The sequence below is a fragment of the Ensifer sp. NM-2 genome (genome assembly GCF_003024455.1).
Classification (GTDB): domain Bacteria; phylum Pseudomonadota; class Alphaproteobacteria; order Rhizobiales; family Rhizobiaceae; genus Ensifer; species Ensifer canadensis.
In genome coordinates, this window is record NZ_PVZR01000001.1 from 667,391 (window position 1) to 690,072 (window position 22,682).

The window sequence follows — 22,682 nt, forward strand, 5'->3', positions numbered from 1 at the left end:
GCACGATCACATAGGGGATTTCTACCCAACTATCTTGGGATTGACCGTTTCTTGCGATTTTCGTCGAATCGCCGATCGCCCGGCCGGAGCGACACACGCAAGGCGGGTGCACGATGGATGCGGTCGGCACATGTGACCTGCTCCACACTCCCGCCTGTCACCGTCGCACTTCGGTCACGCCGTCACCGATAAGCCGGATCGGGATGTTGCACGCCGGCCGAGCAGCGGCCGAAAAAGCCCCTGGAAATGTCAGGGTATTCTAAAACAGTGGACAGATTTCCGGCTCCGCCATAGGAGGAATTTTTCGCATAGACAAATTTGTTTGGCGACTTATTGCAATGCGACGCCAAATGTCGTTCCATCCGGCCTTGACCGGGGGCAAACGTCATTCCGCGTCAGGAAAATACGAGAACAAGAACAAATCTGGGAAGCAAAGCTCATGAAAAAGCTCACTACACTCTTCGCAGCGACGGCGCTTGCCACGCTGATGGCCGGCTCCGCCTGGTCGAAAACGTTCGTTTACTGCTCGGAAGGTTCGCCTGAGGGTTTTGATCCGGGCCTCTACACCGCCGGCACGACGTTCGACGCAGCGGCGCACACGGTCTACAACCGCCTGCTCGAGTTCAAGAAGGGCACGACCGAAACCGAGCCGGGCCTCGCTGAGAGCTGGACCATTTCCGATGACGGCCTTGAATACACGTTCAAGCTGCGTCCGGGCGTGAAGTTCCAGACGACGGAGTTCTTCACTCCCACTCGCGAGCTGAACGCCGACGACGTCGTGTTCTCGTATGAGCGCCAGCTCAAGGCCGACAATCCCTGGAACAAATACGTGACCGGCGCTTCGTGGGAATACGCAGCCGGCATGGGCTTCCCGGAAGTCATCAAGTCGGTCGAGAAGGTCGATGACCTGACGGTCAAGTTCACCCTGACGCGCAAGGAAGCACCGTTCCTCGCCAACATCGCCATGCCGTTCGCTTCGATCCTGTCGAAGGAATATGCCGACAAGCTGCAGGCCGAAGGCAAGATGAACCAGATGAACCAGATGCCGCTCGGCACCGGTCCGTTCGCGTTCGTCGCCTACCAGCAGGATGCCGTCATCCGCTACAAGGCAAACCCCGACTACTGGGGTGGCAAGCAGAAGATCGACGACCTCGTCTTCGCGATCACCACCGACGCTTCGGTTCGCTTCCAGAAGCTGCAGGCCGGCGAATGCCACCTGATGCCGTACCCGAACTCGGCCGACGTACAGGCCATGAAGGCCGATCCGAACCTGAAGGTCATGGAACAGGCCGGTCTGAACGTTGCTTACCTCGCCTACAACACGACGCAGGCTCCGTTCGACAAGCCGGAAGTCCGCAAGGCGCTGAACAAGGCGATCAACAAGCAGGCGATCGTCGATGCCGTATTCCAGGGCGCTGCCCAGCCGGCAACGAACCCGATCCCGCCGACGATGTGGTCGTACAACGACACGCTCCAGGACGACACCTACGATCTCGACGCAGCCAAGAAGATGCTCGAAGACGCAGGCGTCAAGGATCTGTCGATGAAGCTGTGGGCGATGCCGGTTTCGCGCCCGTACATGCTCAACGCCCGCCGCGCTGCCGAATTGATGCAGGCTGACTTCGCCAAGATCGGTGTCAAGGTCGAGATCGTGTCCTACGAATGGGCCGAATACCTCGACAAGTCGAAGGCAAAGGACCGTGACGGTGCCGTCATCCTCGGCTGGACCGGCGACAACGGCGACCCGGACAACTTCCTCGACACCCTTCTCGGCTGCAACGCTGTCGGCGGCAACAACCGCGCTCAGTGGTGCAACCAGGAATTCGACACCCTGGTCAAGAAGGCCAAGGAAACGTCCGACCTGGCAGAGCGCACCAAGCTCTACGAAGAGGCGCAGGTCGTCTTCAAGCGCGAAGCGCCCTGGGCAACGCTCGACCACTCGCTGTCGGTCGTTCCGATGCGCAAGAATGTCGAAGGTTTCGTCCAGAGCCCACTCGGCGATTTTGCCTTCGACGGCGTGGATATTGTCGAGTAAGCTAATGAACTGATCCGAAAGGGGGCGTTTGCCACGGGCAAACGCCCCTCTTTGCATCTACTACAGTGGCGCGCGTCCTGTCAGACGCGCAAAGGTCGCTGTAGCAATTTGAGTTGCTGCATGTTTTTGCCCTCGAATCCGAAGGGTTCAAGGAAACATGCAGTGGTGCCAGCGCCGGGAGACAACGGCGCGGCAACGTGGCGCGGGGTAAAACATGTTTCGATTTCTCTTGGGGCGTTTGGCGGTCCTGATCCCGACTTTCATCGGGGTCTCCATCATTGCCTTCTCCTTCATTCGCATGCTTCCGGGCGATCCTGTCGCCCTGCTTTCGGGCGAGCGTGTCATGTCGCCGGAGCGGCATGCGGAAATTTCACACGCGCTCGGTTTCGACCGGCCGATCGTGATCCAATACTTCGATTATCTCTTGGGCGTCGTCCAGGGCGACTTCGGCACGTCGATCGTGACGAAGAAGCCGGTGATCGACCAGTTCTTCGAACTGTTCCCGGCGACGCTGGAGCTTTCGCTCTGCGCGATCATCTTCGCGATCGTGCTCGGCATTCCCGCCGGCGTCATCGCGGCGATCAAGCGCGGCTCCTTCGTCGACCAGACGATCATGGGCACCGCACTCGTCGGTTTCTCCATGCCGATCTTCTGGTGGGGCCTGCTGTTGATCATGCTGGTCTCCGGCATCCTGCAGTGGACGCCGGTTTCGGGCCGCATCTCGCTGATGTACTTCTTCCCGCCGGTTACAGGCTTCATGCTGATCGACTCGTTGTTGTCGGGGCAGGCGGGTGCGTTCAAGTCTGCGGTGAGCCATCTCATCCTGCCGACGATCGTGCTTGGCACCATCCCGCTGGCGGTGATTGCGCGCCAGACCCGATCGGCGATGCTTGAAGTGCTTTCGGAAGACTATGTGCGCACGGCGCGCGCCAAGGGCCTCTCGACCTTCCGTGTCGTCGGTGTCCACGCGCTTCGAAACGCGATGATCCCGGTCATCACGACGATCGGCCTGCAGGTGGGCGTCATGCTCGCCGGCGCGATCCTGACCGAGACGATCTTCTCCTGGCCGGGCATCGGCAAGTGGATGGTCGATTCCGTCTTCCGGCGCGACTACGCCGTCATTCAGGGTGGCCTCTTGGTCATTGCTGGCATCATCATGCTGGTGAACCTTGCCGTCGACCTGCTCTACGGTCTCATCAACCCCCGCATCCGGCACTAAGGAGGGCGATATGTCTCAAGCTGCTGCAACGAGCGCCGTTTCGACAGATCCGTCCCGCCGGGCGCGACTGGCCGAATTCTGGTACTATTTCTCCGAGAACCGCGGTGCCGTCATCGGCCTTGTGTTCTTCCTGTTCCTCGTCCTGCTCGCGATCTTCGCGCCGATCATCGCGCCGCATGACCCGACCGCCCAGTACCGCGATGCGGTGCTGATCCCGCCAGTGTGGCAGGAAGGCGGCCGTGCCGAATTCCTGCTCGGGACCGACGCCGTTGGTCGCGACATGCTCTCGCGCCTGATCTACGGCACCCAGTTCTCGCTGTTCGTCGGCGTCATCGTCACCACGCTCTCGCTGGTCGGCGGTATTTTCGTCGGCGTGATCGCGGGTTACTTCCGTGGATGGGTCGATACCGTCATCATGCGTGTGATGGACATCATCCTGGCCTTCCCGTCGCTGCTGCTGGCCCTCGTGCTGGTCGCCGTTCTCGGACCGGGCCTGACCAATGCGATGATCGCCATCGCACTGGTCTTCCAGCCGCACTTCGTGCGCCTGACGCGTGCTGCCGTCATGAGCGAGAAGAGCCGTGACTACGTCATTGCCGCGAAGGTGGCGGGTGCCGGCCACGGCCGCCTGATGTTCAAGACGATCCTGCCGAACTGCATGGCGCCGCTGATCGTCCAGGCGACGCTGTCGTTCTCGAGCGCGATCCTCGACGCCGCCGCTCTCGGCTTCCTCGGTATGGGTGCACAGCCTCCGACACCGGAGTGGGGCACGATGCTCGCCGAAGCGCGTGAGTTCATCCAGAGCAAGTGGTGGGTAGTGACGCTTCCGGGCGTTGCAATTTTGGTCACGGTGCTGGCGATCAACCTGATGGGTGACGGCCTGCGCGATGCTCTCGATCCCAAGCTGAAGAGGTCCTGATCATGGCGCTTCTCGAAATTGAAAACCTGGTCGTCGAATTCCAGACGGCCACCGGTCCCTTCCGCGCCGTCGACGGCGTGTCGATGAAGGTTCATGAAAAGGAAGTGCTGGCGATCGTCGGCGAGTCCGGCTCGGGCAAATCCGTGTCTATGTTGGCGGCCATGGGTCTCCTGCCCTGGACGGCCAACGTTACGGCCGACAAGCTGACGTTCAACGGACGCGACCTGCTCGGCATGTCGTCGTCCGAGCGCAAGAAGATCATCGGCAAGGATATCTCGATGATCTTCCAGGAGCCGGTCGCAAGCCTCAATCCGTGCTTCACGGTCGGCTTCCAGATCGAGGAAGTGCTGCGCATTCACCTCGGTCTCGACAAGGCTCAGCGGCGCAAGCGCGCCATCGAACTGTTCGAGGCGGTCGGCATTCCCGATCCGGCCGAACGGCTTGGGCACTATCCTCACCAGATGTCGGGCGGTCAGTGCCAGCGCGTGATGATCGCGATTGCCATTGCCTGCAACCCGAAGCTCTTGATCGCCGACGAGCCGACGACCGCGCTCGACGTGACGATCCAGAAGCAGATCCTCGACCTCCTGATGCGGCTTCAGGCCGAGCATGGCATGGGCCTGATCATGATCACGCACAATATGGGCGTGGTCGCCGAGACGGCCGACCGCGTCGTCGTGCAGTACAAGGGTCGCAAGATGGAAGAAGCCGACGTCCTGTCGCTGTTCGAATCGCCGAAGAGTAACTACACGCGCGCGCTTCTGGCAGCCCTGCCGGACAATGCGACCGGTGACCGGCTGCCGACCATCTCCGAACTTTTCGTCGATGAGCCGAGCCTTCAAGGAGCCGCCCGATGACCGTCGTTCTCGAAGCGCGCAATCTGGTGCGCGACTACCATATCCCCGGCGGCCTGATAAAAAAGGCCAAGACCGTGCATGCGCTCAAGGGCGTGAGCTTCTCGGTCGAACAGGGCAAGACGCTGGCGATCGTCGGCGAAAGCGGCTGCGGCAAGTCAACGCTTGGCCGCATCCTGACGCTGATCGATCCGGCGACATCAGGCGACCTGCTGATCGATGGCAACAAGATCGACATCACCAAGGGTGACCTGACGCCGGAGATGCGCCGCAAGGTGCAGATCGTCTTCCAGAACCCCTATGGCTCGCTCAACCCGCGCCAGAAGATCGGCGACATCCTCACCGAACCGCTGATCATCAACACCAAGACGCCCGCCGACGAACGTCGCGAGCGAGCGATGGCGATGCTGAAGAAGGTCGGTCTCGACGAGCGGCACTACAATCGTTACCCGCACATGTTCTCCGGCGGCCAGCGCCAGCGTATCGCCATTGCGCGCGCGCTGATGCTCAACCCGAAGCTTCTGGTGCTGGACGAGCCGGTCTCGGCGCTCGACCTGTCGGTTCAGGCGCAAGTGCTGAACCTGCTCGCGGACCTGCAGGACGAGTTCCAACTGACCTACGTCTTCATCAGCCACGACCTCTCGGTGGTGCGCTATATCGCCGACGACGTGATGGTGATGTATTTCGGTGAGGCCGTCGAATACGGCAGCCGCGACGAAGTCTTCGCTGATCCCAAGCACAGCTACACCAAGACGCTGTTTGCCGCGACGCCGCGCGCCGACGTTGCCAGCATCAAGGCACGGCTCGCCAAGAAACAGGCGGCCTGAGCCTTTCGGCGCCGTGTAACAAGAGCATTTCCAGGAAAAGTGCGGAGCGGTTTTCCGTCCGGAAGTGCGTAGGAGATGGAGCGTTTCCATGACTCTATCTAAAGTGGAAGCGCTCTAATAGGAGGCCGGGGAAAGAACGCCCCGGCTTCTTGGCCTTGCCGGGCCGATGGTGTAGAGCTTTCGCGCCGCCATTCACTTCTCGCCTTCCGGCGGCGGGCAGCCGCTTTTCGGTCGAACCATCAGCGTTCGACCCAACTTCAGGAACACGATCATGGAAATCAAGCGTTTCGAAACCGGCCCCCGGATGAGCCAGGCCGTGGTTTACAACAACACCGTCTACCTCGCCGGCCAGGTCGGCAATGCCGGTGACGATGTCGTGACCCAGACGAAGCAGGCGCTTGCCGAAGTCGACCGTCTTCTGGCGCTCGCCGGCACCGACAAGACCCGCATTCTCTCGGCCACCATCTGGCTCGCGGACATGGCCGACTTCCCGAAGATGAACTCGGTCTGGGACGCCTGGGCACCGCAGGGCAACACCCCGGCACGCGCCACCGGCGAAGCCAAGCTTGCAACGCCGGAATACCTCGTCGAAGTAATCGTCGTCGCGGCCGCTGCCTAAAGCATCTCTCGCAAAAATTGCGCGGCGCTGTTACGGTTCCGTCTAAACCGGAAACGCTTTAAGGCGCTTGGCGAAGCCGAGAAGGCTTTGCGTGATGTTATCTTTCCGCCGCCGTGCCCAACGCACGGCGGCGTTTTCTTTTGTCGCGACCGCCCCACCTGCGGCTCCCAGGCAGGAACCATTCGCCAGTCCGCACGTTTACCTGTGGTTCCATAAAAAAACGGGAGGGCTGTCGATGCTCTACTGGCTACCGCGGGTCTGCGTGGTTGCTTTTGCAGGTCTGTTGATCGGTTTTGGGTTCATCCCGCATACAGCCGTCGGCGTGGCGCACACATTGCTCATCATCGTCCTCGGCCTGGGGCTTCTGTCGCTGACCCTGCATGTGTTTCCGCCTGAACGGCACTGAGTGATCCGGTCCGCAATTCAAAGTGCTACAGCGACCTTTGCGCGTCTAATAAGACGCGCGGCGCTGTAGAGCGTTTCCAGTTTGGACGGAGCCGCAGACGCACTCTATCTCTTTCCTTTTACGTATTTCCTGACGGAAAACCGTTTCGCACTTTTCCTGGAAAATGCTCTAGGCGTGACGCATGACAAACAACGGCGAGGGACGGCATTGGACACATCCGGGCACACGGCTGCTTACTACAAGCTGAAGCGCATCGCCGAGGAGGAAAAGGCCTCGGTCGAGGCGGCACTTCCCGCCGAGCCGAAGCGGGACGGCATCGACCTGATGGTGGCCTGGAGCATCATCGGCCTCTTCGTGATCGCCGGCTCAGCCGCCGTCTACTCGATGGAAACGATCCTGATGCCGATCACGCTCGCCGTCGTCGTCGGCATCGTGCTCGGACGCGCGGCCGACAGCCTGGCAAAGTTCGGCCTGCCGCCGATCATGGGTGGGCTGCTGCTGGCACTGTTCTTCGTGCTTGGGCTCGCCTCGGTGGTCAGCGCCCTGCTCGGACCAATGACGGACTTGGCGCAAAAGGCACCGGCCCTGGCGGAGGGGGTCGTCGAACGTGTGTTACCCTTCATCGAGCGTTTCGAATGGCTGCGCCTGGCGGTGGCGCGAGGAACCGGCAACGGAGCCCTTGCCGACACCGTCATGAAGAACGCTGGTCCGGTTCTCGGCGTTGTCGCCGCCGGGCTGACGCCGGCCCTGGTCCAGACGCTGATTTTCCTTGCAGCACTCGGGCTCTTCCTGCTAGGTCGCCTGCATCTGCGCAGGACCATCATCCTTGCCTTCAACAGCCGGGAGCGACGTCTGAGCACGATCCGGATCATGAACGCGATCGAAACCGCACTGGCGCAGTATTTTTCGATCGCGAGCCTAATCTATCTGGCGCTCGGCGTCGTCACCATGCTCATCGCGCTGGTCGGCGGCCTGGCCATGCCACCGCTCTGGGGGTTGTTTGCCTTCGTCTCCAGCTTCATACCCTATCTCGGCGTGACCATGATGACGCTGGCCCTGCTCGTCGGCGGGCTGATGACGCACGAAGCCATCCTCCTGGCGCTGGCGCCGGCGGCCGTCTTTTTCGTCGTGCATCTGGTCATGGAAAATCTGGTGATCCCGTCGATCCTGGGCAACAGGCTCGAAGTCAACCCGTTCCTCGTCTTCGTCGCCATCATCTTCTGGACATGGATGTGGGGCGCGGTCGGCGCGATGCTGGCGCTGCCGTTGTCGCTGATCGCCATGACGATCTTCGAGGAGGTGCGCGAGCAGCAGCCGGAACGGCAGCTGCCGGCCTAAGGCGTGTGCGCTTATCCGCGTGTCGAGCGGGCGTGTTCGTCGAAGAACAGGGCCTGGCTGATCAGCGCCTTGACCATGTCCGGGTTGAACGGCTTGGTCACGAGGAAGGCGGGCTCCGGCCGCTTGCCTGTCAGCAGCCGCTCGGGGAAGGCGGTGATGAAGATGACCGGTACCGCCGCATCCTTCAGGATCTCGTTGACTGCGTCGATACCGGAGCTGCCGTCGGCCAGCTGTATGTCGGCGAGAACCATCTTCGGCGCCGTCTTGCGGTAAAGATCCAGCGCTTCCTTATGCGTGCGGGCAATGCCGGTCACGCGATGGCCGAGGCTCGTCACCATATCTTCGATATCGAGCGCAATCAGCGGCTCATCCTCGATGATCAGGACTTCGGTTGCCACCTGGCGCGAAATGTCTTCCGAGGCCACCGTCAGCAGCTTGGAAAACGCCGCCTGGCTCTGCCCCATGATCTCGGCGGCATCGGCAATCGAGAAACCTTCGACCGAAACGAGCAGAAAGGCCTGCCGTGCCGCGGGCGCGATCAGCGAAAGATTGGCGGCAGCCTGCTGTTCCCAGGCGAATGGAGAGACGTTCTCCGTCCGGTCGACGGAGACTTTCTCGAACAGCGAGCAGAACAGCTTGTAGAGGGAAATGCGGTCGTTGGAACCCTCCGGGAAAAGGCTGATGTCCTCGATCAATGCTTCCAGAATTGCAGCCACATAACCGTCTCCGGCCGCCTGCGAACCGGTCACGGCGCGGGAGTAACGGCGGAGAAAGGGAAGGTGTGGTGCAATACGGGTCGAAAGTGACATCAAGTACTTCCTTGGGTCTGATGTGATTCGCTTGTTTTCTGAGGACAATGAGCATCCTGCGAAAGACGTGAATGTTTTGAACACGTTTTTCGGCCTATGGGAAGCTGGCAACAGCGATGCGTGCTCGAGGTGTTTCGAGCGCTGTCTGGCTTAGGGGTTGTGGGATGGAGCATCCTGTGGACGAGCGTGGCGTAGGGGAAGAGGAAACGGCGAAGGCTGCGAGAGGCTCAGATCCGAACGGCTTGATCGGCTCGAAGCTGAAGGCGCTCTACCGCGCGATCGAGCAGGAGCCGGTGCCTGACCTTTTCATCGACCTTCTGCAAAAGCTGGATGACGCCGAGGCGCTTGCAGCGCCGCGCGTCAAACAGGACGCACAAACGACGCGGTAACACATTAAACCTGCTGCAATTATGCAGTAGCCGTGCCGACGAAAAAGTTCTCCCCGAGTTGTAAGCGCAAGACATGAGAAACGGGCCGAAGCCCGCTTCCCTGGACCTCTTGACGTTTGCGCCTTAGCAGGCGGCCTCGTAGCGGCGGCCGTAGCGGTCGCGATAGATGCAACGTCCCGGCTCATTGGCATTGCCAACGAGCGCGCCGGCGACACCGCCGATGGCGGCACCGACCGCAGCACCTCTGACATTGCCCGTGGCTGCACCGCCGATGATTGCGCCGCCGGTCGCGCCGATCGCCGCGCCCTTCTCCGTTTGCGTGCATGCCGCCAAGGGGAGGATCAGGCTTGCTACGATAAGTATCTTCTTCATGACGCGTTCCTATCCGAGGTTTGCTTTGTTGAACATTGAAGGATGCATTCGGCCGAGACCGGTTGCGGGGGACTGATGACGAACAGAATGACGACAATGAGGCCGTTCGCCAAAGCGAACACGCCTTGCCGACGCCAGCCCTGACCCTGGCTTCGCGCCTATCTTAACCACCTTTGGAATGCTCGCAACGGTCGGATCCGCACCGCTCATCAATGTCTCCCTTGTGGTATCGCCACGGGTGCGGCGCTTGTTATTGCTGTGGAAACGACGATCACGCCGATTTGTTCCATTGGGCAAATTCTTCCCAGACCTGTCATCGATCCGGGGATTTGAAGGGCCGCCAGCGGCAATTGCTCCGACGTGCGCCTGCGACCTGTTTCGCCAGCCGCAACCATCGCGCTGGGCATGAAATACCGCGTCGAGTGCTCGCTCCAGCGAAGGCATCGACGAAATTTGATTCGGCCCATGGAACTTCGCGCCGTTCATAACCGTTTGCTGTTCACGTTTTTGATGGAAGGAGCATGCGGATGGAACATATCGCTGCCATCATGGTCCTCGTCGGTTGCATGCAGGGCGACGCCGCCTGCCGTGAAGTCCCGACACCGGTCGTCGGTTTTGAGACTGTCGAGGAATTTCATGAATTGCTTTCGCCGTCGATCGAGGAGGTCGGCAAGGCGTTCAAGAGCGCCTATGGCAAATGTGCCGAAGTCGATCCCGCCCTGTTTGTCGAGGATGCGACGATAGAATGGTGGATCACGCCTTCGCGTCAGCTTGAAGTCAATGTGATCGCTGACGACGGCACCTACGCTGTTGCTGCCCGCACGGACGACAAGCCGAAGTTCCGCAACTAAAGCATCTCCAGGAAAAGTGCGAAGCGATTCTCCGTCGCCGCGCTGAAAGGATCAAAGCATGAACTGGGACATCATTCAGGGCAAATGGGCGGAGTTGAAGGGCAAGGCTCAGATCGAATGGGGCAAGCTGACCAATGACGATCTCGATGTCATCGACGGGCGGCGCAAGGAACTTGCCGGCCGTATCCAGGCCCGCTACGGCATCGCCCGCGATGAAGCCGAACGCCAGATCGACGACTGGGCTTCCCGCCACTGAGAGGCGAACCCGACCGAGCCGAAAGGCCAAAAGCAAACGCCGCCGTGGTGATCGACCGTCGCGGCGTTTGCTTTTGGTTTTTGAGCCCCCACAGCCCCGCGCGTCTTATTAGACGCGCAAGGGTCGCTGTAGCACTTTGAATTGCTGCATGTTTTTATCCTTAATCGAATAGGATTTAAGGAAACAGGCAGTAGCGGAAGAACGGCGCTGCGCAATTATCTCTTCGGTTTCGGCTCGGTCTTTTTCAGTTTTTCGAGAAGATTGTTTAAGTTCTGGCTCGGTTTGTCTGTGTTGTGCGCGTAGAGATCACGCATCGTTCTACCGATGTGAAGATTACTGTCCGGCGTTTCGGCGTTTCGGCGCGCTGTTTCAGCTGCGGACTTCCAAATATGTGACATTGGCATCTTCATGTCGAACCCGCTTCATTCCTTGAGGGAACAACGTAAGACTATCACGAAGGTTCCTGGCGAATTTCGCCTCGGCTGTGCCAAATCGAGACTGTTTTGGCGATCATGGTTAACAGATGGTTTCGAACCTCCGGGGCGGGATTGAAGATTTCATCGTTGCTTGCGTCGGTGCTGGAACAAAATAGGCGGTCATGACGTTTCATTTCCAGCGACGCATACAAGGAGATATCCTATGCTTTACTACGCTCTCGTCTTTCTGGTAGTAGCAATTATCGCAGGTGTACTTGGTTTTGGCGGTATTGCCGGTGCTTCCGCAGGTATTGCACAGATCCTGTTCTTCCTATTCCTCGCCTTCCTGGTGATCTCGCTGGTCGTGGGGCTCATGCGCAGAACCTGATCCAGGCGCTGGTAACGCATTAAACCTGCTGCATAATTATCTGCTTAAATCGATTCAGCTTTAAGGATTTATGCAGTAGGAAATCAACAAGGGACGAATGTCGAAAGACTTCGTCCCTTTCGCATGTCGCGATGCTCCGGTTACATCCCTTGCCCTCCCAGGTGTGCTTGGCTATTCATGCCGAAACGGATCTGACGCGCACCAAGGAATGCGGAACACATGAAATCGCTGGAGCTCCTCGTAGAGCGGATCATTCTGTCCAGTCGCTGGCTGCTGGTCATTTTCTATCTCGGGCTTGTTGCAGCGTTGGCGCTCTACGGCATTTCGTTCATGTACAAGTTCCTGAAGATCGCCGGCATGGTCTTCGTCTACGACGATGCCCAGATGATCCTGTCGATGCTCGGCCTGATCGATGCCGCCCTAGTGGCGAGCCTGATCGTCATGGTGATGATCTCAGGATACGAGAACTTCGTCAGCCGCTTCGACGAGGCTGATGCCGAGGTCTCCTTCCTCGGCAAGCTCGACGCCGGCAGCCTGAAGATCAAGGTCGCATCGTCGATCGTCGCGATCTCGTCCATCCATCTTCTGCAGATCTTCCTCAACACGCAGCAATATACCAGCCAGCAACTGATGTGGGCGACGATCATGCATCTCGCTTTCGTGGTTTCGGCGGTTCTGCTCGGTTATCTCGAGCAGATCATGAATGGGCTGAAGAAGAAGTAGCTTGGGCCGAGCGGCGTGCATCGCTGCTGATGGTCTTGATCGAGTAGCGGGGCACTGGACATGAAGACTGACGTAGTGGTTCTCGGCGCCGGCATCGTCGGCATATCGACCGCCATCCATCTGGCGCGGCGCGGCAAGTCGGTGGTGCTGCTTGATCGTCGCGGTGCGGGCGAAGAGACATCCTACGGCAATGCCGGCCTGATCCAGCGCGAGGGCGTGTTTCCCTACGGCTTCCCGCATGATTTCGGGGCATTGTTCCGCTACGCGCTGAACAACACCATCGACGCGCACTACCATATTCGCGCGCTGCCGGGGCTGGTGCCGTTCCTGGCGCGCTACTGGTGGCATTCCGGCTTCACCCAGCACCAGCGCATCGCCAACATGTATGCGCCGCTGATCGAAAATTCGATCGCCGAGCATGAGGATCTCATCAATGCATCCGGCGCGGGCGACCTGATCCGCAAGGACGGCTGGATGAAGGTCTTCCGCACCGAGAAGGAGCGCGACGCGGCCTACAAGGATGCCGAGAAGCTGTCGACCGGTTTCGGCGTCAATCATCAGAAACTCTCGACCAGCGAATTGAAGACCCTGGAGCCTTCGATCAGGGCCGATCTCGTCGGTGGCCTGCGTTGGAGCGACCCATGGTCGATCCGCGATCCGCACAGCCTCAACAAGGCCTATCTCACCTATTTCCAGTCGCTCGGCGGCCGGCTGGTTTCCGGGGACGCGGCGACGGTGGAACACATTCTCGAAGGTCCGGGCTGGCGGGTCGCGACCCCGGAAGGGCCGCTCGAGGCGCATGAAGTCGTCGTCGCACTTGGTCCTTGGGCCGATACGGTCACGCGCAAGCTCGGCTACCATTTCCCGGTTGCCGTCAAGCGCGGTTATCACATGCATTACGGCATGCAGGAGGGCGCCCAGCTCAACAATTGGGTACTGGATGCCGAGAAGGGCTATTTCCTGGCGCCGATGCTGCGCGGCATCCGCCTGACGACGGGGGCGGAATTTGCCTGGCGCGATGCGCCGAAGACGCCGGTTCAGCTCACCCGCGCCGAGCGTGTAGCGCGCGAGTTCTTCCCACTGGCCGAGCGCCGCGACGAAGAACCGTGGATGGGCGCTCGCCCGTGCACGCCTGACATGATGCCGATCATCGGCAAGGCGCCGCGTCACCAGGGCCTGTGGTTCGCCTTCGGTCATGCCCATCACGGCATGACGCTCGGCCCGGTCACCGGCCGGGCGCTCGCCGAAGCCATGACCGGCGAGAAGACGGTGATCGACATCGCCCCCTATCGCCCGGAGCGCTTCTTCTCCTGATCGTTTATCCGATCGCCAAAAGGGGCCGGGAGCATCGCTTCCGGCCTCTTCTGCATTTGGTCGCCGGTCAGGCGTTCGTGCCGCCGTCGATGGTGAATTCGGCGCCGGTCACGCCCCGGCCTTCGGGCCCGGCAAGCCAGGCGACGAGGCTCGCCACCTCGCTCGCATCGTTGAACCGGGGGATTGCCATCAAGCCGCGTTGCGGATCCGCATGCGCGCCGTCCTGCGGATTCATGTCAGTATTGGTCGAGCCGGGATGGACGATGTTGACGGTGATGCTCTTCGGTCCGAGGTCACGCGCGACCGCCTTGGTAAAGCCGACGAGCGCCGACTTGCTGAGCGCATAGAGGCTGATGCCCGGAAAGGGAACGCGCTGCGCCAGATTGCTGCCGATCGAAATGATGCGTCCGCCTTCCGGCATATGTTTTGCCGCAGCGCTCGTGGCCAGTACCACCGCCTTCACATTGACATCGACCGTGCGGTCGAAATCGTCCGCGGTCACGTCCGTAATGGCGGCTGCTTCATAAATGCCAGCATTGTTGACCAGAATGTCGATGTGGCCGTGCCGCTCGACGACCGTCTGGACGGCGGTCTCCACCGCCTTTGCATCTCGATTGTCGGCGCGTACGGCGAGCGCCTTGCCGCCCGCGCGCTCGATTTCGGCGACCAGTGCATCGGCCTTTGCCTGCGACTGCCCGTAGGTGATGGCGACAATGGCGCCCTCACTTGCCAGCCGCCTGGCGATCGCCGCACCAATGCCGCGTCCGCCGCCTGTCACCAACGCGACCTTGTTTTTCAGATTCGACACGCTCTTGCTCCATATTTGTAGTGATCGATACATATATACGCGGCGACTTGCCTCCCGCTGTCAAGTCATTTATGTATTGATCGATACAAAAAAAGGAGTTCATGCGATGTCCAGCCGTGGCCGGCCGCGCAATTTTTCGCGTGAGGAAGCGCTGAGGAGCGCGATGGAAATCTTCTGGGACAAGGGTTTCGACAACACCTCGCTTGCCGATCTGACGCGGGTGATGGGGCTCAATCCGCCGAGCCTTTACGCTGCCTTCGGCAGCAAGGCGAAGCTTTTCCTCGAGGCCGTCGACCTCTATGGCCGGACCGATGGCGCCGGTATCTGGGAGTTTCTGGACAGCGCACCGACGGCAAAGGAGGCGGTGCACGACCTATTGCGCCGGTCGGCCGAGAATTTTACCCAATGGGCCGAGCCACGCGGCTGCATGGTGGTGCTCTCTGCCCCGCAGATGGAGGGGGTCGACCCGGCGGTGTGCAACGGTCTGAAGGCGCGCCGGCTGGAAAAGCAGGCGGCATTAGAGCAGCGTCTCGAGCGTGGCGTGGCGGAAGGTGATCTGCCCGCGGGAACGGCCTGCGACGACATCGCCGCCTATGTCACGTCGATCCAGCATGGAATGTCGATCCACGCCCGCGACGGAGCCTCGCGTCAGACCCTGATGGCACTCGCCGATTGTTGCGCGGCGGGGTGGGACGCGATGGTCAAGGCGTCATCGACGAGAGAATGACGAGATCTGCTGTCGATGACGGCCGATAAGCGTCGTCTCAATTGATCGCGGTCGCCCCAATGCGCGCGCTCTTCGGCACAACCACGTCCTGGTGCGATCAACACTCGGCCTTTGCCGGAAGAACGCTCTTCCGGCAAAGGCAAGCCATTGCGACAATACCGTTACTGGGCCGGTGCCGGCTGTGTTGTCGTTCCGTTCGTTGCCGGCGGGGTCGTGCCCTGCTGCGGCGTCGTTTCCGGGGCGGTCATCGTTCCGCCGGAAGGTGCGGTGGTCGTATCGGCCGGCGGCGTGGCCGTCGTATCCGTTGCTGGCGGTGTCGCCGTCTGCCCTGATGTCGACTGGTCGGTGGTGGCCGGTGGCGTTGCCGTCTCGGTCGTATCCCGCGTCAGTTCTGCCGGGAGCCAGGCGATCAAAGCGAGCACGAGGCCGGCAAGCAGGATGATGACGAGCGGCCAGCTGCTGCGCCCGGAGCGGACCGGTGCCGGATCTGTCGGCATGGGTGTCGGCTGACCTGTCACCGGGTCGATGAGCGGCTTTTCCTTGAGCTCTTCACGTTGATTCATCGCGTTCACATCCTTTCTGGGCGTCCTCCGGCCTACGGGTCTTGCCGGCCGGAACGGCCTCGGCAAAGGCAGAGGACCGGGTTGTGCGGTTGCAAACTAACGTTGCGAACCTCGCATGCTCGACTGGACGCGCTCTGCAACAGGAAACGCGCGAAAACTTGCAATGTTCCATCGGGTACAACCCACCCAAATCGCATGCGCTTTACAGCCCGCTGTTTTCGCTGCAAGAAAATCATCTCTTTGGGGGAGCGATCATGACGCTTGAGGCATACCGAAGCGGAACCTTTGTCGGGCGCGTCTGGCGATCTGATATTGACGGGCCGGCGCTCGTGACCGTCAGGGACGGCGCGATTGTCGACATCACCTCGAAAATGGCGCCCACCATGCGCGATCTGTTGGAGCTTCCCGACCCGGTTGCCCACATCCGTCAGCTCGATGGCGAACGTCTCGCGTCGGTGACCGACGTACTCACGGGGGAGGGCAAGATCTCGACCCTTCGCCTGCTTGCGCCCTGTGACCTCCAGGCCGTGAAGGCCTGTGGCGTCACCTTTGCGCGCTCGATGATCGAACGCGTCATCGAAGAGCGGGCGGCCGGCGATGCCGCCCGCGCCGAGGCGATCCGCACACGCGTCACTGCCGTCATCGGCGACAGCCTGCGAAACCTTAAGGCCGGCTCACCGGAGGCAGCCCGTGTCAAGGCCGCGCTGATCGAGGAGGGCGTCTGGTCGCAATATCTGGAAGTCGGCATCGGTCCGGATGCGGAAGTTTTTACCAAGGCACAGGTGTTGTCATCGGTCGGTTCGGGTGCCGATGTCGGCCTCCACCCGATTTCGCGCTGGAACAATCCGGAACCGGAAATCGTGCTGGCCGTTGCCTCTGACGGCGCCGTCAAGGGCGCGGCGCTCGGCAATGACGTCAACCTGCGCGATGTCGAGGGCCGGTCCGCTCTGCTTCTCGGCAAGGCGAAGGACAATAATGCCTCCTGTGCGATCGGCCCGTTCATCCGCCTGTTCGACGAGACCTACACGATCGATCATGTGCGCAGGGCCGAACTCGAGCTGCTGGTCGAAGGCGCCGATGGCTACCGCCTGAAGGGAATGAGCAGCATGGCGGAGATCAGTCGTGACCCGCTCGACCTCGTCGCCCAGACGATCGGGCCACACCATCAATATCCCGATGGGTTGATGCTGTTCATGGGCACGTTGTTTGCCCCGGTCGAAGACCGCGACGAGAAGGGGCAGGGCTTCACCCACAGGATCGGCGATTTGGTGACGATTTCAAATGCTGAACTTGGTAGCCTGACCAACGTGGTGCGCCTGTCGACGGATTGCCCGCCCTGGACGTTCGGCATGGCCGCGCTGATGCGCAATCTCGCCAGCCGTGGTCTGATTTAGCCGCGGCTCATCAGCCGGAAATAAGCGCCCGGATTGCGCGCTAGGCAAGTGCCCGCCTTAAAGGAAAGAGGCCCGCCGATCCTCATCGGCGGGCCTCTCATGGAATTTAGTTAAGCTTGGCTGTTGTCTTCGACAGGCGCGTTCGGTCCGTTCTTCTTGATCGAATCGATGGCGTTCTGAGCGCTTGCCTTGCTCGAATAGCCTTCGGTCGAAAACATCACTTCGCTGTTGTACTTGAAGCGAACCCGATATTCGCCAGCCTTGTCTTTGTAGATCTCGAACTTATGAGCCATGTGCCCTCCCATATGTAATCGTGAATCACGCAGGGACTAGCGTGGCAGTTGCAAGCGGCGTTGACAAGATGTCGGCGGTCTCATTCAAATCTACACGTCCGCTTCACCTGACCTTGATCCTCGTATGGACGATGGAGCAATTTCCCACACAGCGGACCGGCCCCGCACTGGAAAGGCAGAAAACCCACCATGAGCATGGAGACTGACGCCCGCTTCTGGGACCGGAGCGCGCGCAAATACGCCATGGGCAAGATTGCCGATCAAGCCGGATATGAGCGCACGCTGGAGCGAACCCGCGCCCTTTTGAGACCAAGCGACCGGGTGCTGGAAGTGGGTTGCGGGACAGGAACAACGGCGCTCCGGCTTGCGAGCCATGTGCAAAGCTATCTTGGGACGGATATTTCCAAAGGAATGGTAGCGATTGCCGAAGAAAGGTGTGCCGCCGATCCCATCCCGGGGCTAGCCTTCCGGGTCGCAACCGTCGAGGCGCTGACGCCCGAAGAAACACAGTTCGACGTCATCATGGGGTTCAACTATCTGCATCTGGTTCGCGACTTGGCCGGCACGCTGGGCCACATTCACGCCCTGCTGGCGCCGCAGGGTCTGTTCATTTCCAAGACGCCCTGCGTCGGGGATATGAACCCGCTCATTCGGCTTGTCCTGCTGCCCGCGATGCGAGCGCTCGGGCAGGCGCCTTACGCCGGCATCTTCCGGGCGGCTGAATTGGGTCAGATCATCCATGCTGCCGGTTTCGACGTGCTTGCCACGGAAAACCACGCGACCAAGGGCAACGACAGCCGTCCCTATATCGTCGCGCGCAAGAGATGACATGTCGGGCCGCGGCTCCGGCGTTCGTGACGATCTCCACGCCGAACTTTGCGAGCCTGATCTTCGCGGTATGTCTGCCGGCAGACTGCGTCAGCCTTCGACATTCGGGCGCAGCCACGCCGAGGTCTGGGGAGAGCCGGCGCGGTGTTCGGTATGCGATTTGCCGGCACACAGCGACCCGACCGCTATTTGCGAGATAGGTCTCGTGATCAAAACGCTCGGCTGTTGTTGGACCAGACCGGTCCCAGGCGCTCTTCTTCCTTGATGCTGTTCGACCCATAGGAGAACCGGAGGCCACCGAAGATCGTGCTGCTGTCGCCCGACACCGACGAACCGAAACCGGATACCTCCTCGTCGGCGTATTTGTATCCGCCGAACAATGTGACCGGGAAGTATACCGAGCGATAGTTCGCCGTCAGCTTCAGGCTGCGGATGTCGTAGTCGATGCCGCTGTCGGTGATGCGGTCGAGAGCGCCGTCGACATCGAAGCGTACGTTGTCTGTAGCATAGAAGCGAGCGCCGAGCGCGGCCATGTAATGGTCGGCGTCGAAACCCTCCCATCCCGCCTGGCCATAACCGGCCGCACCGTGGATGGTCCATGTGTCCTGGAAATAGGCGCCCTCGATGCCGCCCATATAATCGTTGATGTGGCTGTCGAACCCTGCATCGAGACGCGCCGCCTGCACGAACACACCCGCCGCATAGAGGTTGTCTCGGTAATAACCGTGCAGGGTGCCGTTATAAGTATTCGTGTCGGCGTCCCCGATCGAGGCGCGGGCGTAGCCGAGATCCGTCTGGAGATTGAAGCCGCCGCCTGCATCGAAGTTGACGGCGCCACGCAGCGCCCATGCGTCGGCATCAATGTCGCCGGGAGAATCGACGACGCTTCCGTAGGCGCCTTCGATATATCCCGTTACGCCCAGCGATGCCTGTTCGACCGGCGCTTCATAGTAGTCGGCCGCCCCGACCAATGGCCCATCCATATCGGCGGCCGCTGCGAGCGATGCGCTCGACAAGAGAAAAACAAGAAAACCGTTCGTCCGAAACATCTGCCCACCCCCTGAAAACCCTAGCAAAGAGTAAGCAAACATCGTTAATGCAATCTCAACGCGAATTCCGTTTGCAAGGCATCTGGATGTGAGGGTGTCGAACGCGACCGTGTCTTTCGAAAGGGGCATTCTAGGCATCGGCGCAAGGCGTGCGAAAGTCACGCGTGCCGAGGTGTTTACGCTACTGAATTTGTTTGTGAAAGAGTTTGGCTGGGGAACCTGGATTCGAACCAGGACTAACGGAGTCAGAGTGTTATTGCTAACTCTGATTATGTTGATGTTTTTGGCACCGTGTCGCGCTCTTGTCGCGGCTAGCCTTCAATTGGGAAGTCACTGGTATCAAGATTCGTGCCTTCCGACGGCGTCTTTCTCAAGTGACGGATGTCTCGCCTTAAGGCAAGGTTCAGATCGGAGTACCGCTGTTCCGCATTACCTGCATTTACTTTTATCGCTGCAGTGAAGTCGTTTAGCGCCGCGACGACTTGATCCGATCCAATCATTCGCACCTTTCGGGCCGTCTTGTGCCAGTCGGGCCGGTCGGTGGCACTACCGCTGTTAAACAGACAATCAATGCCGGCGACGAGGTCTAGGTATAGATCGCGCCGAAGTTCATAATCCGCCCAAGCATTGTCACTGAGACTCTTACGTTTTTGCAGGCGATAGTTTACGATTGTGCCTACAAGGGCTATTAATGCGGTCACGGCTGTTGCGACGGTCAACCAAAACAGTTCTTTTTCCCAGTCCATCAAGTTTCCCTACCTAAGCAATGCTTGTTCTGCCGCCGCCATCTCCGCTCCTTCATCGTGAGATGGGAACAGGTGCCCGTAAGTGTCGAACGTGACTTGGATCGAGCTGTGACCCATACGGGTCTGAACTGCTTTTGCCGTCAGCTCAAGGCCCCCGTCGACCTTTCGGTTGATGCACCAAGAGGCATACCAGTGCCGGAGTCCATGGAAGCCAGGATACTTCGCAGCGACGATGGGCTCCCCATCTTCATCCGTCTTTCCAGTTGGTACCGTCAGGCCCGCGGCTATCAGCGCTGGCCACAGTCCGCGGCGCAGCATATTTTGGTGATCCTCGATGTTCCCCGCCTGATTGGGGAAGACAAGCCCTGCCTCGCTAATTGGGCATGCAATCTTCCATTCCTTCAGGGTGTTGACGACCATCGGGGGCAGGGGAACGGTCCGTTGTCCTGCTACCGACTTCGGCATGCCGATATCGCCATAGCGATCCGCTCGCTGGCGAACGTGCAGAAGAGCTTTCTTCAGATCCACGTCGTCCCACCGAAGGCCACGCGCCTCACTCGCTCGAATGCCCGTGAAGATCATCGTGACTAGCAATGGGCGATATCGGCCAGCAGCGGCGTCAAGAATGACTTTCGTCTCTGCATTGGTTGGAATGTCTACCCCGACTCGCAATTTCGCTTTGCCGCGCTTCTCTGACGCCTTCGTGCCAGATCGCGCTTTCGACAGTTCGTGCACCGCATTGCGCACCACAAGGCCGCGGCCCTGTGCGTCTGCAAGGATGCTGCCCAGGCTAATAATCACCCGCTTGATCATTGCGGCCGATCGGCCCTTCTCCCTCAAGTCATCCTGAAACGATCGCACCCATGGCGCCGTGACCTTCGTCAGCTTCACAGAGCCGGCGAGGGGGACGATGTGCAGATTGAGGTGCTGCTTGCGCTGGTCGATCGTTGTCCGCTCGAGGCCAGCGGCATCCCCAGATTTCAGCCAGAGTTTGCCGGCTTCCTCAATCGTGATTGTGGCGCTGTCGGCGACGTGAACCCCCTCGCGCACCTCAACCGAGGCGGTCGCAGCGAACTGATCCGCTTCCTTCTTCTTCGTGAAAGTCTTTAGCCGACGCTTTCCTTGGCCGTCGGTGTAGTCGACGACCCAAGCCTCTTTCTCGACACCCTTCGGTGTGGTCCATTTGCGCTTGCGGACTGACATGATCAATCATCCATCTTAAACGGGTCGTCGCCCAATCGCGATGGAGGCTCTTCTCGGAGAATCCGATGTCTCGCCTCTAGGGGTAGTTGTTCGAACCTGACCCTCTCTTCAATTTCCTTCTTCGGCATGTTGCGCACGAGAACTGCCGCTGCTTCAAAGTTGCCTTCGCGAAATTTATTTGCAAGTTCGGCGAGTGCGTGCGCCGGGAGGATGCGGGATAAGAAAATGCTATCTTCCCAGGGGTTTGGCTCAGGCGGTAGGGGATCAGCAAGTTTCTCGGTTCCGCCCGTCAACTCCTGCATCCGCAACTCTTCCTCATCCAGTAGGTGCTGAGATTTTTGATGATCGTACTCGATCTCGGAAAGGCGCTCTCGATAGGAATGCCAAAGTGACCGCACCTCTTCACGAACCGTCGGCTCGATGCCCTTGACGCGACCGTTCACGACCCCCTCAACAGTCTCCTGCATCTCCTTCACGAATTGATCGATTTTTGAATCGGCTGCTCCTGAAGTCATAATTGCGAGCAGATTTGATAAATGCTCCATGCGGTCAGCGATATCCCATTGTTTTGGATATTCGCGTTCGAGAAGTCGTAGAATTTCCTCTGGCGCGGTACGGCCCTGCCGCTGAGCGTACACCGCAATCCGCTCTAACAAGTCATCAGGAATAAATGGCAAGGCTTTGAAAGACCTTTCCAACCGCGAAACGATCTCGGCGTTCATCGACCTCCCATTTTGATCAGCTTCAGTCTTCATTCGGTCCCTCATGCCATTCGGGAGCCGCACCATAAACTGGTCCTGCTTGTCGCTTGGATATTGCTGACGCGCCATCGGTAGGTCCTTTGAGAACTGATGGTACGGAATTGCTATATTCGTCCTCTTGCATCAATAGTACGGAATCGCTAACGTCAAGAGGTAGCGATTCCGTATGATTGCGGAAGAATTAAAGTGGAGGGCTTGAAATTGAATAAGATTGAAAATGAACTCGAGCTGATTTGGGGGGCTGAAGCGATTGCTAAGATCATCGGTCGGTCTACGCGGGCGACTTTTCACATGCTTGATAATAGCGAGCTCCCCGCCAAGAAGGTCGGCGGCCGCTGGGTTGCCGAGCGCGGCAAGCTCATCGCCTTCTTCATGGAGACGGCTGCATGACGGCCGCCCTTACGAAAGCAAAAGACCTGGCAACCGCGCCAACGGTTCCGGGCCATGATCACTCAACCCTGCGAAGGATTGTGAAATGAACAGCAGCGTTCATAACAGCGGGACAGCAGCAAAGCCAGTGCTCTCGTTTAATCGACGCAAGTTGAGCCTCTTGGCCCCAGTCGGCGGTGGCGACT

At 59.8% G+C, this 22,682-nt stretch carries 27 protein-coding genes; 18 read left to right on the forward strand and 9 right to left on the reverse strand.

All coding sequences use genetic code 11. The features are described 5' to 3' along the window. Positions 1 to 439: 439 nt before the first annotated feature. The 8 genes from C6558_RS03280 (at position 440) to C6558_RS03315 (ending at position 8,217) form a co-directional block, all read left to right on the forward strand. Positions 440 to 2,035, forward strand: a complete 1,596-nt coding sequence (locus C6558_RS03280) for an ABC transporter substrate-binding protein (RefSeq protein ID WP_025426001.1) — start codon at positions 440 to 442, stop codon at positions 2,033 to 2,035. 214 nt (positions 2,036 to 2,249) lie between these two features. After that, on the forward strand, positions 2,250 to 3,254 hold the full coding sequence (locus C6558_RS03290; protein WP_025426002.1) for an ABC transporter permease subunit: 1,005 nt from the start codon (positions 2,250 to 2,252) through the stop codon (positions 3,252 to 3,254). A 10-nt stretch (positions 3,255 to 3,264) separates the two neighbouring features. Beyond that, positions 3,265 to 4,173: an ABC transporter permease subunit gene (locus C6558_RS03295; RefSeq protein ID WP_025426003.1), complete on the forward strand. Its 909-nt coding sequence runs from the start codon at positions 3,265 to 3,267 to the stop codon at positions 4,171 to 4,173. Positions 4,174 to 4,175: 2 nt separating this feature from the next. After that, complete coding sequence (locus tag C6558_RS03300; RefSeq protein ID WP_025426004.1) at positions 4,176 to 5,030, forward strand: ABC transporter ATP-binding protein; 855 nt, start codon at positions 4,176 to 4,178, stop codon at positions 5,028 to 5,030. Then, positions 5,027 to 5,854, forward strand: coding sequence for a dipeptide ABC transporter ATP-binding protein (locus C6558_RS03305; protein ID WP_025426005.1), 828 nt, complete (start codon positions 5,027 to 5,029; stop codon positions 5,852 to 5,854). Before C6558_RS03300 ends, C6558_RS03305 begins: the two co-directional genes overlap by 4 nt. 271 nt (positions 5,855 to 6,125) lie before the next feature. Beyond that, complete coding sequence (locus tag C6558_RS03310; RefSeq protein WP_025426006.1) at positions 6,126 to 6,473, forward strand: RidA family protein; 348 nt, start codon at positions 6,126 to 6,128, stop codon at positions 6,471 to 6,473. Between the two features lie 91 nt (positions 6,474 to 6,564). Beyond that, the gene (locus C6558_RS39570) at positions 6,565 to 6,879 is read left to right on the forward strand and encodes a hypothetical protein (RefSeq protein ID WP_144239133.1); all 315 of its coding nucleotides are present in this window, start codon (positions 6,565 to 6,567) and stop codon (positions 6,877 to 6,879) included. 207 nt (positions 6,880 to 7,086) lie between these two features. After that, positions 7,087 to 8,217, forward strand: coding sequence for an AI-2E family transporter (locus tag C6558_RS03315; RefSeq protein WP_025426007.1), 1,131 nt, complete (start codon positions 7,087 to 7,089; stop codon positions 8,215 to 8,217). An 11-nt stretch (positions 8,218 to 8,228) separates the two neighbouring features. On the opposite strand, the gene C6558_RS03320 is transcribed toward C6558_RS03315, so the two are convergent. Beyond that, on the reverse strand, positions 8,229 to 9,026 hold the full coding sequence (locus tag C6558_RS03320) for a response regulator (protein WP_025426008.1): 798 nt from the start codon (positions 9,024 to 9,026) through the stop codon (positions 8,229 to 8,231). Between the two features lie 164 nt (positions 9,027 to 9,190). Between C6558_RS03320 and C6558_RS03325 the strand changes: the two genes are divergently transcribed. Beyond that, positions 9,191 to 9,415 carry a NepR family anti-sigma factor gene (locus C6558_RS03325; protein ID WP_025426009.1) on the forward strand — a complete coding sequence of 75 codons (225 nt, stop codon included), beginning with the start codon at positions 9,191 to 9,193 and terminating at the stop codon, positions 9,413 to 9,415. A gap of 123 nt (positions 9,416 to 9,538) precedes the next feature. Here the strand turns inward: C6558_RS03325 and C6558_RS03330 are convergent, their stop codons facing one another. After that, positions 9,539 to 9,787 carry a glycine zipper domain-containing protein gene (locus C6558_RS03330; protein ID WP_025426010.1) on the reverse strand — a complete coding sequence of 83 codons (249 nt, stop codon included), beginning with the start codon at positions 9,785 to 9,787 and terminating at the stop codon, positions 9,539 to 9,541. A gap of 527 nt (positions 9,788 to 10,314) precedes the next feature. Here C6558_RS03330 and C6558_RS03335 point away from each other — a divergent pair. From C6558_RS03335 to C6558_RS03355, 5 genes are all read left to right on the forward strand, one after another. Further along, positions 10,315 to 10,638, forward strand: a complete 324-nt coding sequence (locus C6558_RS03335; RefSeq protein WP_025426011.1) for a hypothetical protein — start codon at positions 10,315 to 10,317, stop codon at positions 10,636 to 10,638. Positions 10,639 to 10,696: 58 nt separating this feature from the next. Further along, positions 10,697 to 10,894, forward strand: coding sequence for a CsbD family protein (locus C6558_RS03340; RefSeq protein WP_025426012.1), 198 nt, complete (start codon positions 10,697 to 10,699; stop codon positions 10,892 to 10,894). A 639-nt stretch (positions 10,895 to 11,533) separates the two neighbouring features. Further along, complete coding sequence (locus C6558_RS03345) at positions 11,534 to 11,698, forward strand: DUF1328 domain-containing protein (protein WP_025426013.1); 165 nt, start codon at positions 11,534 to 11,536, stop codon at positions 11,696 to 11,698. A 219-nt stretch (positions 11,699 to 11,917) separates the two neighbouring features. Beyond that, positions 11,918 to 12,421 carry a TIGR00645 family protein gene (locus C6558_RS03350; RefSeq protein ID WP_081788838.1) on the forward strand — a complete coding sequence of 168 codons (504 nt, stop codon included), beginning with the start codon at positions 11,918 to 11,920 and terminating at the stop codon, positions 12,419 to 12,421. A gap of 60 nt (positions 12,422 to 12,481) precedes the next feature. Beyond that, positions 12,482 to 13,735 carry an FAD-binding oxidoreductase gene (locus C6558_RS03355; protein WP_025426015.1) on the forward strand — a complete coding sequence of 418 codons (1,254 nt, stop codon included), beginning with the start codon at positions 12,482 to 12,484 and terminating at the stop codon, positions 13,733 to 13,735. 67 nt (positions 13,736 to 13,802) lie between these two features. On the opposite strand, the gene C6558_RS03360 is transcribed toward C6558_RS03355, so the two are convergent. Then, positions 13,803 to 14,576 carry an SDR family NAD(P)-dependent oxidoreductase gene (locus tag C6558_RS03360; RefSeq protein ID WP_084814476.1) on the reverse strand — a complete coding sequence of 258 codons (774 nt, stop codon included), beginning with the start codon at positions 14,574 to 14,576 and terminating at the stop codon, positions 13,803 to 13,805. Between the two features lie 73 nt (positions 14,577 to 14,649). Between C6558_RS03360 and C6558_RS03365 the strand changes: the two genes are divergently transcribed. Next, complete coding sequence (locus tag C6558_RS03365; RefSeq protein ID WP_084814475.1) at positions 14,650 to 15,270, forward strand: TetR/AcrR family transcriptional regulator; 621 nt, start codon at positions 14,650 to 14,652, stop codon at positions 15,268 to 15,270. Positions 15,271 to 15,431: 161 nt separating this feature from the next. Here the strand turns inward: C6558_RS03365 and C6558_RS03370 are convergent, their stop codons facing one another. Further along, positions 15,432 to 15,833 (reverse strand): hypothetical protein, encoded by a 402-nt coding sequence (locus C6558_RS03370; protein ID WP_107026838.1) that lies wholly within the window; start codon positions 15,831 to 15,833, stop codon positions 15,432 to 15,434. Between the two features lie 254 nt (positions 15,834 to 16,087). Here C6558_RS03370 and C6558_RS03375 point away from each other — a divergent pair, with 254 nt between their 5' ends. Next, a complete protein-coding gene (locus C6558_RS03375) occupies positions 16,088 to 17,227 on the forward strand; it encodes a fumarylacetoacetate hydrolase family protein (RefSeq protein ID WP_107026893.1) in 1,140 nt (379 codons plus the stop codon). Positions 17,228 to 17,337: 110 nt separating this feature from the next. On the opposite strand, the gene C6558_RS03380 is transcribed toward C6558_RS03375, so the two are convergent. Beyond that, the gene (locus tag C6558_RS03380) at positions 17,338 to 17,520 is read right to left on the reverse strand and encodes a YegP family protein (RefSeq protein ID WP_025426020.1); all 183 of its coding nucleotides are present in this window, start codon (positions 17,518 to 17,520) and stop codon (positions 17,338 to 17,340) included. A gap of 189 nt (positions 17,521 to 17,709) precedes the next feature. Here C6558_RS03380 and C6558_RS03385 point away from each other — a divergent pair, with 189 nt between their 5' ends. After that, positions 17,710 to 18,348: a bifunctional 2-polyprenyl-6-hydroxyphenol methylase/3-demethylubiquinol 3-O-methyltransferase UbiG gene (locus C6558_RS03385; protein ID WP_057211566.1), complete on the forward strand. Its 639-nt coding sequence runs from the start codon at positions 17,710 to 17,712 to the stop codon at positions 18,346 to 18,348. 209 nt (positions 18,349 to 18,557) lie between these two features. On the opposite strand, the gene C6558_RS03390 is transcribed toward C6558_RS03385, so the two are convergent. The 4 genes from C6558_RS03390 to C6558_RS03405 all read right to left on the reverse strand — a co-directional run bounded on the left by C6558_RS03390 (position 18,558) and on the right by C6558_RS03405 (position 22,176). Next, positions 18,558 to 19,397 (reverse strand): hypothetical protein, encoded by an 840-nt coding sequence (locus C6558_RS03390; RefSeq protein WP_025426022.1) that lies wholly within the window; start codon positions 19,395 to 19,397, stop codon positions 18,558 to 18,560. A gap of 311 nt (positions 19,398 to 19,708) precedes the next feature. After that, entirely contained in the window at positions 19,709 to 20,143 is a 435-nt protein-coding gene (locus tag C6558_RS03395) for a hypothetical protein (protein ID WP_107026839.1), read from the reverse strand. Between the two features lie 9 nt (positions 20,144 to 20,152). After that, entirely contained in the window at positions 20,153 to 21,346 is a 1,194-nt protein-coding gene (locus C6558_RS03400) for a site-specific integrase (RefSeq protein ID WP_107026840.1), read from the reverse strand. A 2-nt stretch (positions 21,347 to 21,348) separates the two neighbouring features. Further along, positions 21,349 to 22,176, reverse strand: a complete 828-nt coding sequence (locus tag C6558_RS03405) for an Arc family DNA-binding protein (RefSeq protein WP_107026841.1) — start codon at positions 22,174 to 22,176, stop codon at positions 21,349 to 21,351. 126 nt (positions 22,177 to 22,302) lie between these two features. Between C6558_RS03405 and C6558_RS03410 the strand changes: the two genes are divergently transcribed. Next, positions 22,303 to 22,497, forward strand: coding sequence for a DNA-binding protein (locus tag C6558_RS03410; RefSeq protein ID WP_371412229.1), 195 nt, complete (start codon positions 22,303 to 22,305; stop codon positions 22,495 to 22,497). Positions 22,498 to 22,682 lie beyond the last annotated feature (185 nt).